The organism is Actinomadura napierensis (assembly GCF_039529375.1).
GTDB classification, from domain to species: Bacteria; Actinomycetota; Actinomycetes; order Streptosporangiales; family Streptosporangiaceae; genus Spirillospora; species Spirillospora napierensis.
In genome coordinates this window covers 150,747-162,283 of the sequence record NZ_BAAAMR010000006.1, presented here as the reverse complement: position 1 = coordinate 162,283, position 11,537 = coordinate 150,747, and the positions used below count along the sequence as shown (strand labels likewise).

11 protein-coding genes, 1 tRNA gene and 1 pseudogene are annotated in these 11,537 nt (G+C 71.7%); 12 read left to right on the top strand and 1 reads right to left on the bottom strand.

Translation table 11 applies throughout. The features are described from left to right. The 12 genes and pseudogenes from ABD296_RS06065 to ABD296_RS06010 all read left to right on the top strand — a co-directional run. Positions 1–716 (top strand): annotated as a pseudogene (locus ABD296_RS06065) (hypothetical protein); the annotation flags it as partial. A 112-nt stretch (positions 717–828) separates the two neighbouring features. After that, a complete protein-coding gene (locus tag ABD296_RS06060; RefSeq protein WP_344262346.1) occupies positions 829–1,548 on the top strand; it encodes a hypothetical protein in 720 nt (239 codons plus the stop codon). After that, complete coding sequence (locus tag ABD296_RS06055; protein ID WP_344262344.1) at positions 1,545–2,405, top strand: hypothetical protein; 861 nt, start codon at positions 1,545–1,547, stop codon at positions 2,403–2,405. Before ABD296_RS06060 ends, ABD296_RS06055 begins: the two co-directional genes overlap by 4 nt. Before the next feature lie 101 nt (positions 2,406–2,506). Further along, the gene (locus tag ABD296_RS06050; RefSeq protein WP_344262342.1) at positions 2,507–4,771 is read left to right on the top strand and encodes a P-loop NTPase family protein; all 2,265 of its coding nucleotides are present in this window, start codon (positions 2,507–2,509) and stop codon (positions 4,769–4,771) included. A 234-nt stretch (positions 4,772–5,005) separates the two neighbouring features. Continuing rightward, complete coding sequence (locus ABD296_RS06045; RefSeq protein ID WP_344262340.1) at positions 5,006–5,320, top strand: hypothetical protein; 315 nt, start codon at positions 5,006–5,008, stop codon at positions 5,318–5,320. A 77-nt stretch (positions 5,321–5,397) separates the two neighbouring features. Then, positions 5,398–6,486 (top strand): DNA cytosine methyltransferase, encoded by a 1,089-nt coding sequence (locus ABD296_RS06040; RefSeq protein WP_344262338.1) that lies wholly within the window; start codon positions 5,398–5,400, stop codon positions 6,484–6,486. Then, the gene (locus ABD296_RS06035) at positions 6,483–6,827 is read left to right on the top strand and encodes a hypothetical protein (protein ID WP_344262336.1); all 345 of its coding nucleotides are present in this window, start codon (positions 6,483–6,485) and stop codon (positions 6,825–6,827) included. Before ABD296_RS06040 ends, ABD296_RS06035 begins: the two co-directional genes overlap by 4 nt. 34 nt (positions 6,828–6,861) lie before the next feature. After that, entirely contained in the window at positions 6,862–7,413 is a 552-nt protein-coding gene (locus ABD296_RS06030; RefSeq protein ID WP_344262333.1) for a single-stranded DNA-binding protein, read from the top strand. A 108-nt stretch (positions 7,414–7,521) separates the two neighbouring features. Further along, positions 7,522–8,469: a bifunctional DNA primase/polymerase gene (locus tag ABD296_RS06025; RefSeq protein ID WP_344262331.1), complete on the top strand. Its 948-nt coding sequence runs from the start codon at positions 7,522–7,524 to the stop codon at positions 8,467–8,469. Then, positions 8,466–9,647, top strand: coding sequence for a DUF3631 domain-containing protein (locus ABD296_RS06020; RefSeq protein ID WP_344262329.1), 1,182 nt, complete (start codon positions 8,466–8,468; stop codon positions 9,645–9,647). The genes ABD296_RS06025 and ABD296_RS06020 overlap by 4 nt, the downstream gene beginning before the upstream one ends. A 174-nt stretch (positions 9,648–9,821) precedes the next feature. Continuing rightward, positions 9,822–10,034: a helix-turn-helix domain-containing protein gene (locus tag ABD296_RS06015; protein WP_246342569.1), complete on the top strand. Its 213-nt coding sequence runs from the start codon at positions 9,822–9,824 to the stop codon at positions 10,032–10,034. Then, positions 10,034–11,374 (top strand): site-specific integrase, encoded by a 1,341-nt coding sequence (locus ABD296_RS06010; RefSeq protein ID WP_344262324.1) that lies wholly within the window; start codon positions 10,034–10,036, stop codon positions 11,372–11,374. Before ABD296_RS06015 ends, ABD296_RS06010 begins: the two co-directional genes overlap by 1 nt. 69 nt (positions 11,375–11,443) lie before the next feature. On the opposite strand, the gene ABD296_RS06005 is transcribed toward ABD296_RS06010, so the two are convergent. Further along, a tRNA-Pro gene (locus ABD296_RS06005) sits at positions 11,444–11,517 on the bottom strand. Positions 11,518–11,537: the final 20 nt, after the last annotated feature.

Genomic DNA, 11,537 nt, shown 5'->3' with positions numbered 1-11,537 from the left:
GCCTGGGCCACGATGGCGGCCGGTGGCCGGCGGTGCTGCGCACGATGACCGGCGCCATGACCCTGTCCCTCAACATCACCGACTCCGCCCTGCACAAGGACATGGTCGGGGTGGCAGTGCACGCCGTGGCGCCGCTGCTGTTGATCGTGACCGCCGAGACCGGGCTGGCCTACCGCCGCGCCATCTCCAAGGCGCTGACCGCCGAGCAAGCCCGCCAGCACGCCGCGGGCATTGCTCGGGAGCAGGCCGCCGCCGAGCGCGCGGAAGCCGAGCGGCAGCGCGTCCGCGAGGAACGCGAGCATCAGGCCCGGCTGGTGCGCGAGCAGCGCGAGCACGAGGCGGCGCTGGCGCGCGAGGAACGGCAGCGCGCCGAAGCCGCCGAGCGCGAGCGGCAGGCCGAGCGTGAACGCGCCGAGCAGGAACGTGAACGCGCCGAACGTCGTGAACGCGAGCGTGAACACGCCCGCCGCGACGCCGAACACAAGCAGGCTGAACGCGCCGAGCGTGAACGGCGCGCACTGCTGAAGACGCCTCCGGCCGCCGAGAAGCGGCCCGAGCCCGAAGCCCGCCAGATCGTGGCCGCGGCGTTCGCGGCCGGGCTGTCGGTGCGCGCCGCCGCCGAGCGGTGCGGCTGGTCGATCGGCTGGGTCGCCGGCCGCTACCAAGAGCTGCGCGATGCCCCCACCGACCGCCAGGACCCCGTCCCCGCGGCCTGACCTCTCCCTGCCTCCCTCTGTCTCTGTCGATCGTCCGCCCCGGCGCGTCTCTGGACGCGTCGGGGCGGCCCTACTCGTGTCTTCGTGTTCCGTCTCACTGAAGGGATTGCTGATGGAAGTCGGCAAATGGATCGTGTTCGCGTTCCTGACCGGCGTCATCGTGGTCGGGTTCAAGACCCGTTCGCTGAAGACGTGGGAGTTCATCTCCTGCGGCGCGTTCATGCTGCTGCTGGACGGTCTGGTGTTCCACGGCCAGATCTCCACCTGGCTCGGGCACCTGGGCTCCAACGTCAGGGGCGCCGCCGGACACGCCGCGCTCGGACACGCCGTGTCCGGCATGGCCGTCATCGGCGCCCCGACCATGAGCGAGCGGGTCCGCCGGTTCGCCGCGGCGATGTGGGCGCGCCGGCCCAGCCTGGACGACTGCGGTATCTCCGTGGCCGTCGCGGTACTGGCTCACCTGTGGCTCGGGGCCCCGTGGCTGGTGGCCGCCGCTTCGGTCGTCCTGGTGCTGATCGCCTTCCCGGCGATCTCGGTCATCACCGCACAACAGCCCCGCACCAACGCCCGCACCAACGCCCCCACCAAGCCCGACCCGGACTCGACCGCCGCCCCGGCGGACAAGCCCGGCACCGGCCCGCAGGTCGATGCGCAGGCCGGGCCGGTGTGCCCGGTCTGCGCGGACCCCGCCACCACCTGGGACAACCCGACCGGCGACGACCCGGGCCGGGACGCCCCGGAGATGTGGCGGTGCACGGGCGGGCATTCGTTCGTGCTCACGCCCGCCGGACACGTCCGCGGGCTCACCCGCAAGGAGAGTGAGGAGACGTGATCGACCCGGTCATCGGCGGCGCGATCGTGTTCATGCTGCTGACCGGCGGAACCAAGACCGGCCGCAACGCCGCCCGCAACGCCGCCGGATCGGCCTACAAGGCCACCGGCTGGAAACCGCCCAAGACCGCGATCGTGCACCACTCCGGCCGCGCCGGGGAGAAGGTCGGGGCGGCGTTCGCCGCCACCGCCCGCAAGACCCGCAACGCCGCGGTCAAGTTCGCCGAACGCCGTTGGGACAAGCGCATCACCAGCGACGACCCGCCCGGCAGCCACCCACCCGTCCACCGCGTCCGCCCGCCGCGCCTCTCCGACCCGGACCCGGGCGCGGGGGCGTCGGGGCGGTCGCCGGCCGATGCGCCGCTGTTGGGAGGCGGTGCACACCCGCCCCGGATGCCGCAGCCGGACTCACGGCCGGTCGTGGAACAGCTCGGGGGCGGGCCGGTCATCAGCTCGGTCGTGCACCACGACGACGACACCTACGTGCTCAAACCCGCCGGCGGCGCCCACGCCACCGGCGGGACCGTCGGAACCCCAAGGAGGACCATGACCGCCAACGGCTCGGGCTTCAGCATCGACCTGGAGAAGCCGTCCACCGACGCCGAGTTCCTGGAAAGCTGCCAGATTCTGGCCGACGCGCTGCGCGGGCTGTCCAAGTCGGTGGAGGAATGGGCCGGCGACGTCTCCGCGCTCGGCCTGCCCGGCCAGGTCACCGCGTCGCTGGACGCCGTCGCCGAGGGCATCGGCGACGCCGCCACCGGCGTCAACCGCGCCGCCTCCACCTTCGAGGACATCTTCGAGGACCCGCGCGACATCGCCGCGCGGGGCATGAAGTTCACCGGCGAAGACGCCGCCTGACCAGCGGCGGGCCCGTCCCGCCGCTCACCCCGTCGCCCGTTCCGTGCACGGCCCCGGCCACCTGGCCGGGGCCGTGCCGTTTCGCATAAGGAGGCTGCCCGATGGCGCGCCGCAACCGCCGGCCCCGTTCCACCACGACCTGGCGGGACGCCGCCCACCACAACCACAACCACACCCGCAACCGCAACGCCCCCACCGCCGGTCAGACCGCGCTCACCGCGATCCGCGGCTACGGCCGCTGGGTCGCGCACTCGCCCGACACCCGCGGCCTGGGCTCGGCGCTGGCCGCGCTGTACCCGCTCGGCGAGATCGGCCACCTGACCGGCGCCGACCCCCTCATGCTCGGCGCGTTCGCGCCCCCGGCGGCGCTGGCCGCCTGGGTCGGCACCTACAAAAAGCACGCCAGCCCCCGCTACTCGGCGACCGTCGCCGCGACCGCCGCCGGCATCCCCGCCTGGCTCGGCGCCGCCGCCCATCTCGGCATCCTCAACCTGCCCACCCTGCTGGCCTACTCGATCTCCGCCACGGTGACGTGGTCGGCCTACACCTGGTCCGACGTGCTGAAAAAGCGCCGCGCCTGGGCCCGCGAACAACTCAAGTGGGACGAGCTGGCCACCGCCGCCGGGCTGGAAGACTCCCGCCTCATCGGCATCGACGACACCCGGCTCGGCGTCCGATTCCGTGTGGACGTGCGCGCGACCAACAAGCGCGCCAGCCAGCTAGCCGGCAAGGGCGGCGGGCTCGCCGAGGACATCGCCGCACAGATCGGCCTACCGGCCGAACGCGTCCGCATCACCGCCGACGACAAGCACGCCGGGATCATCCGGGTCCTGGTCCAGATGCTCGACCCGTGGGCCGGCCCCGCCACCCACCCCGCCATGGACCCGGCCGCGGCGCCGACGCTCGCGGCGGCGCGCCGGTCGATCATGGACGGCCCGTTCGTCATCGGGATCGACCCCGACACCGGCAACCCGATGACCCTGACCGTGTTCGACCGCGCCGGCGGGCACCACGTGTTCGTGGTCGCCCCGACCGGATCGGGCAAGACCACCCTCTACAACAACGTCATCGAACAGGCCACCGCCTGCACCGACGTGCTGGTATGGGGCATCGACCTGGGCAAGGGCACCATCGCCCGGTTCTGGGGCCCCGCGCTGGACGCCGCCGCCGGCATCGGCGAGGAGAAGAAGGCACTCCAGATCCTGGAGTGGGCGTGCCTGACCATCGACCACCGGTCGCGAGAGACCGGCGGACGCAACCACCAGCCCACCCCCACCGACCCGGTCATTCTCATCCCGGTAGACGAGCTGGACACCCTCACCGGGGCCAACAGCTCCATTGCGCTGAAGGCCAAGCCGATGATCGAGCACATCTATCGCCGCGGCCGCTCCGCCGGGGTCGAGCTGCTCACCGCCTCCCAGCGTGGCGTCGTGCAGTACACCGGCAGCAAGGACCCGCACGCCAACGCCGACAACAAGGTCGTGCTGCGGATGAACCGCGCCGCCGAGATGGGCAACGTCGTCCCCGAGTGGGAAGCCTCCGGCATGCCGAACATGGCCAGCTACGCCCGCGGCGTCAAAGGCGTCGCCCTGGTGGTCGACTCCGAGAACACCTGGGTCGCCGGCCGGGTGCTGGACCTGTCGGACCTGGACGCCGTCGAACGCCTCGCCCACCAGCGCGGCGCCCCCACCGCGACGCTCCCCGCGGCGCTGGTCAAGGGACTGCCCGGCTACGCCGACCGGCGCCGCGTCCCCGCCACCAGCACGGCCGGCGGTGGCGGAACCGGCCCGGCGGCGCCCCCGCCCCCGCCCCCGCCGCCGTTGTCCGGCGACGATCGCAGAGAGCTGGACGCCGCACCCGGCGGCGCCGAGCCGACCAACGGCGCGAGCGGGGAGCGGGGATCGCGTATCGGGCACGGCTGGCAGGCCGGGTTCGGTATCGACCCCGACGACCATGACGCCGTGGAGCGGCTCGCCGGCGAGCTGGTCTCCGAAGTCGAAGCCCGGCTGCGCGACATGCCCCAGCCCCCGAAACAGCCCACGTCGCTGGCCGACATGATCAAGGCCAAGGAGGTCCTCGACAACGCCGAGAACAACCCGCCCGAGGTCAACCAGAACATCCCCGTCTCCGAGAAGATCGCGGGTCCTGTGCTGGCGCTGCTGGCCGAGCGCGGCGCCGACGGCGCCACCCCGGCCGAGCTGACCAAGGCGGTCGGCAAGGGCGAGTCCACCGTCCGCCGATACCTGGCGATCATGCGCGACCACAAGCCCCCGCTGATCGTCGGCAGCGGCAGCACCCGCAACCTCCGCTACTTCCTGCCCGACCACGCCCCCGGCGCCGACCCCACCACCGATCACGGTCAGTGACCGAAGCCGGGGCGGTTTCCGCTCACCGGATTCCGCTCGATTCCGCTCGGCAACTCCGCTCACCTGCCCCCTATGTGAAGGGCGGATGAGCGGAAATGAGCGGAATGAGCGAAGACCCGGCGAGCGGGAATCGCGCCACGTTCTGTAACCGAATCCCTGAGACGCACCGCCCCCGGGCCGTCGGCCCGGGGGCGGTCTTCGTCATGCCCGCACCCGTCCCCGGGAGGCCCGTCCATGCCGCTGTCCGCCCTGCATCCCCTCGCCCCGCTCGCCGCCGAGACCCCTCAGAACGACCACGGCGGCGGGCACAGTCTGATCCTGCTGTTGATCGTCGGCGCCGTCGTCTACGCCGTCGGGTACGCGATCTCCATCCGTGTCCACCCCTACAAGAGCTGCCCACGCTGCAAGGGCTCGGGCCGTCACCGCGGCGCCTGGTTCCGTGACTCGTTCCGCGCCTGCGACCGGTGCGGCGGGCAGGGCCGCGAGTACCGCGCGTTCGCCCACCGCCCCTACGCCCAGAACGAGCGCAAGCGGCGGGGGCGCCGATGACCGCGACAGGTCCCAGCCCGCTGGCTGGCTCGCGAGCCGGTCCGAGCGGGCAAGCCCCGCTGCTCACGTTGGGGTCGTTGTGCTCCGGCTATGGCGGGCTCGACTTGGCCGCCGCGGCTGTGCTGGACGTCCGCCCGGTGTGGGTCGCTGACCCCGCGCCCGGCGCCGCCGCGGTGCTGGCGCACCGGTTCCCCGGCGTGCCCAACCTCGGTGACCTGACCGCGGTCGACTTCGGTCAGGTGCCGCGCGTGGACGTGCTGTGCGCCGGATTTCCCTGCCAAGACCTGTCCTACGCCGGCCGCGGCGCCGGTATCGCGAAGGGAACGCGTAGTGGACTCTGGCACGTCATCGCCGACGCCGTGGGCGTCCTACGACCCCGCTACCTCATCCTGGAGAACGTCGCAGCCATCGTTGCCCGGCGTCCCGGACTCGACATCGTCCTGTCCGACCTTGCCCGACTCGGGTTCGATGCGGAATGGAGGTGTGTACGCGCGTCCGACGTCGGCGCCCCGCACGCCCGCAACCGGTGGTTCCTGCTCGCCGCCGACCCGAAATCCGACGCTGTTGCCGACGCCGCGCACCTCCGACACCAACGGAGCGGGCACCCGCGGGCAGGGCGGCCCGGACCTGCGCACAGCCGTGACGCTGTTGCCGACCCCACGGGCGACCCGGGGCGGCTCGGCGACCGAGACCACGGCGCTTCTGCCAACGCCCCGCGCGAGCGACGGCACCAAGGGCGGCCCGAACCAGCGCGGCAGCAAGGGCGACCTGATGCTGCCCTCCGCGGTTGTAACCCTGTTGCCGACCCCGGCCGCCCGGGACGGCAAGGGCACCGACCTGCCGTCGTGGACCGGCGGTCCATCCCTGCCGACCCTGCTGTCTGGGGACGCTACGGCCCCGCGATCGCCCGGTGGGAGCACATCACAGGGCGAACAGCTCCTCATCCCACTGAACCCACCGGACGCGGCGGAGCCGACCGGCTGAGCCCCCGCTTCGTCGAGTGGCTCATGGGCCTACCGGACGGCTGGGTCACTGACGTGCCCGACCTGTCCCGCACCCGGCAACTGACCCTGCTCGGCAACGGCGTCGTCCCGCGCCAAGGCGCCGCTGCGCTGTCGGTGCTGTTCGAGCGCATCGGCGCGGCGGCCGGAAGCGCTGCCGCATGACCCCCGCGCCGTCCACCGGCCACCCGGCCGCGACCGGCTACCGGATGTACCAGGGGCGGGTGTTCCTGGACTGGGCGCACCGGCCGGTGCTGTTCCACCGCCAGGGCTGCCGGCTGTGTTGCACCGTCCGCGTCACCGGCCCGAACGGCGGCAAGCCCCGCCATCCCCGCGACTGCTTCAACTGCGGGCCGTCCTGGGAGCGGCGCCGCCCCGACCTGTGCACCCTGTGCGGCCGGACCGCGCACTTCCGCGACGACGGCCGCCCGGTGCACAAGACCTGCCTGGAAGAGGCATTGACCCGAGCCCTGATGAGCGGCGGCCCCGACCGGGCCGCTGCCTGATTTCTGTTCCGTCCGTCTGCAAGGGAGATCACCTGTGTCCGTGGGAGAGACCACCATCACCATCGTCGGGAACCTGACCGCCGACCCCGACCTTCGCTTCACCCAGACCGGGGTGGGCGTCGCGGCGTTCACCGTCGCCTCCACCCCCCGCTTCTACGACCAGCAGGCCGGGGAGTGGAAGGACGGCGACGCGCTGTTCCTGCGCTGCTCCGCCTGGCGGCACCTGGCCGAGCACGTCGCCGAGACCCTCACGCGCGGGATGCGCGTCATCGTCACCGGCCGCCTCCGCCAGCGCAACTACGAGGACAAGGAAGGCATCAAGCGCACCGCGTATGAGATCGAGGTGGACGACGTCGGCCCCTCGCTGCGCTACGCCACCGCCAAAGTCGCCAAGGCCACCCGCCAGCAGGCCCCGCACCCCGCCACCACCAACGGCACCAACGGCGCGGCACCGAGCAACGGCGGCGGGTTCGGACAGCCCAGCGCCGATCCGTGGCTGAACGGCGGGACCGGCGGCCAGCCCGCCAGCAGCGGCCAGTTCGGCGGCGGGTCGGGCGGCGGGTTCTCCGACGACCCGCCGTTCTGACCAACACCCCCGTTCATCACGGCCCGCCCCGGGCCTGTCGGCCGCACGCCGCGGGCGCGGGGCGGGTCGTGACTTCGTTCGCGACGACCTGACGACGGAGAACGCAGCATGACCCACTCCATCCCGCATCCGGGTGCCGCCGCGCTGGCGTGCGCGCGCCGCGGCTGGCACGTCTTCCCGCTCACCCCGCGCGACAAGGCACCCCTGGCCGGGTTCACCGACTGGGAGACCAACGCCACCACCGACCCCGCCCGGGTCCACGCGTTCTGGTCCCGCGACCGCTACAACGTCGGGATCGCCTGCGGTCCGTCCGGCCTGGTGGTGATCGACCTGGACACCCCCAAGCCCGGCGAGACCCCGCCGACACAGTGGGCGCTGCCCGGGGTCAACGAGGGCGCCGACGTGCTGGCCGTGCTGTGTGAACGGCACGGCCAGCCGTTCCCGACCGACACCTTCACCGTGACCACCCGCCGCGGCGGAACGCACCTGTACTTCACCGCCCCGCCCGGCATCGAGCTGCGCAACACCTCGGGCCGCTACCGCACCGGCCTGGGATGGCTGATCGACACCCGCGCGGCCGGCGGGTACGTGGTCGCGCCCGGCAGCTTCGTGGACCTGCCCGACGGCACCGGCCCTTACACCGTGACCAACCCGGCGCCACCGGCGCCGCTGCCCGGCTGGCTGGCCGACCTGCTCACCGCGGCCCGCGCCGCGCCTCCCCCCTTGGGTGCCTGGAACCGGCCGGGCACGGTGGCGGACCTGCCCTCATACGTTCAAGCGGCACTCAAGGGGGAAGCGGCCCGGGTCGCTGACGCCGTCCCCGGTGGACGCAACCACGCCCTCAACAAAGCCGCCTACAACCTCGGTCGCCTCATCGGCGCCCGACTCCTGCCCGAAGACACGGCCAGGGAAGTGCTCTGGGAAGCCGTCTCGGTCCACCTCGGCCCGGACCGCACCGCCGATATCCATCCCGCCGACGCCCGCGCCACCATCGGCTGCGCGCTGGCCGCCGGCGCCCGCAAACCGCGCACCATCACCAGGGGGAACGCCGCATGACACCACCCCACCCCGACGACCGGCCGCCCCTGGACGGCGCCGCGCTGCTGGACGCCGTCCGCGACGCGCTGACCCGGTACGTGGTGTTGCCCAGCCCGCAGGCCGCCGACGCGGTCACGCTGTGGATCGCGGCCACCCACGCGCAACCGGCCTGGCCGCACGCGCCCCGCCTGGTGATCCGCGGCCCGGAAAAGCGGTGCGGAAAGTCCCGGCTGCTGGACGTGACCGAAGCGACCTGCCACACCCCGTTCATCACCGTCAACTCCAGCCCGGCCGCGGTCTACCGGTCCATCACCGACGACCCGCCCACCCTGCTGGTGGACGAGGCCGACACCATCTTCGGCGCCAAAGCCGAAGGGAACGAGGATCTGCGCGGGCTGCTGAATGCCGGACACCAGCGCAACCGGCCCGCCAAACGCTACGACGCCAACGCCAACCGAGTGGAATCCATCCCGACATTCGCGATGGCCGCGCTCGCCGGAATCGGCGCCATGCCCGACACCATCGAAGACCGCGCGGTCGTCATCCGCATGCGCCGCCGCGCACCCGGCGAAACCGTCGCGCCGTTCCGGTTCCGTCGTGACCGGCAACCGCTCCGCCAGCTCGCCGCCGACCTGTCGCGGTGGCTGCGCGCCGACCTGGAAGCCCTGGAGAAAGCCGAACCCGCGATGCCCGTGGAAGACCGTGCCGCCGACACCTGGGAACCCCTCGTCATCGTCGCCGACCATGCCGGCGGGCATTGGCCCGACCGAGCCCGCGCCGCCGTGCTCGCGCTCACCGCCGAAGCCGACGACAACAGCGAAATGTCCACCCGGCTCCGCCTGCTCACCGACTGCCGCACCGCATTCGGCACCGACAACGCCCTCCCCACCGCCGTCCTACTGGAACGGCTCAAAGCCGATCCCGAAGCCCCCTGGGCCGACTACGGCCCGAACGGGCTGACCGCCATGAAGCTCGGCGCCATCCTGCGCGAATACGAGATCCGCTCCGACACCATCCGATTCCCCACCGGGCAGGCCAAGGGCTACCGCCGAACCGACTTCCTGGACGCCTGGGCGCGGTACTGCCCGGCCCTCAACGATGCCACCGCCCCCACCGAACCGGCCGCCGTCCTACCCCTGCCGGGGGCGAGCCGTACCAGCCGTACCAGCCTCAACATCGCAGGTCAGGCCCGATGAGGCTTGCCCGCCTGGTACGACTCAAGCCGTACCAGCCAACCAAGCCGTACCGCCCCTGACCAGCAAAAACAAGGCTGGTACGGCTGGTACGGCTACCCCTCCCATCAGCGGCCCCGGCCAGCGCCACCAGCGCGACCGGGGCCGCTTTCGTATGCCCACGGAGGTCCCATCCACATGCCCGATCACTTGGACGTCCCGGCCAGCATGCGCATGTTCACTGTCGAAGAAGCCATGAGCCTGCTGAAGCTCGGCCGCAACACCATCTTCGAGGAGATCCGCGCCCGCCGACTCCGATCCGTCAAGCGTGGCCGCTCCCGCCGCATCCCCGGCAGCGCGATCGCCGAATACATCGCCCTACTCGAACACGAGACGGAGGTGGCTGCCTGATGACCAAAACGGCACTCGGCACCCCCGAGGAACCCGACGACGGAAAGCGCAAGAGAAAGAGCCGCACGCGCGCCAACGGCGAAGGATCGATCTTTCCCTACCGCAACGGCTATGCCGCCTACGTGTGGGTCACCACGCCGGCGGGGGAGCGTAAGAAGCGGTGGGTCTACGGGAAGTCCCGCGACATCGTCCACGACAAGTACATCAAGCTGCTGAACGAGGCGAAGCAACGGCCGATCGCCACCACGGTCCCGACCGTCGAGAAGTACCTGACGTACTGGCTGGCCGAAGTCATCGAGCCGAACAGGGAAGCGCAAACCTACGCCCAATACGAGACCCTCGCGCGGCTGTACGTCATCCCCGCGCTAGGCCGAAAGCGACTCGACCGACTGACCGTCCGGGACGTACAGAACTGGGTGAACCGGCTGCCGAAGACGTGCCAGTGCTGCGCACAAGGCAAGGACGCCGCCCGGCCGGAACACCACTCCGATCCGCGCAAGCGCCAACGGTGTTGTGCGATCGGACGATGCTGCCAGGCGTACCCAAGCCGCCGCACCATTCAGGCGGCGCGCAACACCCTGCGGGCCGCCCTCACCCACGCGCAGACGGAAGAGATCCTCGCGCGGAACGTGGCGCGCATGGTGAAGTTGCCCACCATGCGTAAGCGCGTGCGCAGCAAAGCGTCATGGAGCGTGGAAGAAGCGCGAACCTTCCTGGAGTCGGCCCGTGAACACGGCGACCCGCTGTATGCGGCATGGGTGCTCATCCTGGTCCTGGGACTCAGGAAAGGCGAGGTGCTCGGACTTCGCTGGGAAGACGTGAACCTGGACGCCGGCGAGTTGACGGTGAGCATGCAGCTTCAGCGCGTCCGCCGCCAGCTCATTCACAAGGAGCGGACCAAGACGGAGGAGTCGTCCGGTGTCATGCCGCTTCCGGCGATCTGCGTGACCGCCCTGCGGATTCGCCAGAAGCGCCAGGAAGCCGAATGCGCCGCTCGAAAGGAGGAGTGGACCGGCAAGGGACTCATCTTCACGACCCGGCAGGGCCGGCCGATCGAGCCGCGGAACGTCAACCGCAGCTTCGCCTACCGGTGCGGGCGCGCCGGCGTGCGAGCCATCCGGGTGCACGACACTCGACACACCTGCGGTCGTCTGCTGGCCGCGCTGGACGTGCATCCCCGCACGGCGATGCAGATTCTCCGACACAGCCAGATCAGCATCACGATGGAGGTCTACACCGAGGTGCCCACCGAGGTCTCCAGAGAGGCGCTGAGGCGGCTCGGGGACAGCCTCACCGGCGCCGACGGGGACCGGCCGGGGACCGGTGACGAGGCGCCCTAGCTGTACTTTGCTGCTGTACAGACGGGAAAAGGCCACGTCCGAGTGATCGGATGTGGCCTTTGACCTCTGTCGGGACGGCGGGATTTGAACCCACGACCCCTTGACCCCCAGTCAAGTGCGCTGCCAAACTGCGCTACGTCCCGGTGCCCGCCGCAGCGGGCGT

Coding starts and splice junctions, on each gene's coding strand:
- ABD296_RS06045 (WP_344262340.1), top strand. CDS start 5,006: ATGCCGCTGTCCGCCCTGCATCCCCTCGCCCCGCTCGCCGCCGAGACC.
- ABD296_RS06015 (WP_246342569.1), top strand. CDS start 9,822: ATGCCCGATCACTTGGACGTCCCGGCCAGCATGCGCATGTTCACTGTC.
- ABD296_RS06010 (WP_344262324.1), top strand. CDS start 10,034: ATGACCAAAACGGCACTCGGCACCCCCGAGGAACCCGACGACGGAAAG.
- ABD296_RS06060 (WP_344262346.1), top strand. CDS start 829: ATGGAAGTCGGCAAATGGATCGTGTTCGCGTTCCTGACCGGCGTCATC.
- ABD296_RS06050 (WP_344262342.1), top strand. CDS start 2,507: ATGGCGCGCCGCAACCGCCGGCCCCGTTCCACCACGACCTGGCGGGAC.
- ABD296_RS06035 (WP_344262336.1), top strand. CDS start 6,483: ATGACCCCCGCGCCGTCCACCGGCCACCCGGCCGCGACCGGCTACCGG.
- ABD296_RS06020 (WP_344262329.1), top strand. CDS start 8,466: ATGACACCACCCCACCCCGACGACCGGCCGCCCCTGGACGGCGCCGCG.
- ABD296_RS06025 (WP_344262331.1), top strand. CDS start 7,522: ATGACCCACTCCATCCCGCATCCGGGTGCCGCCGCGCTGGCGTGCGCG.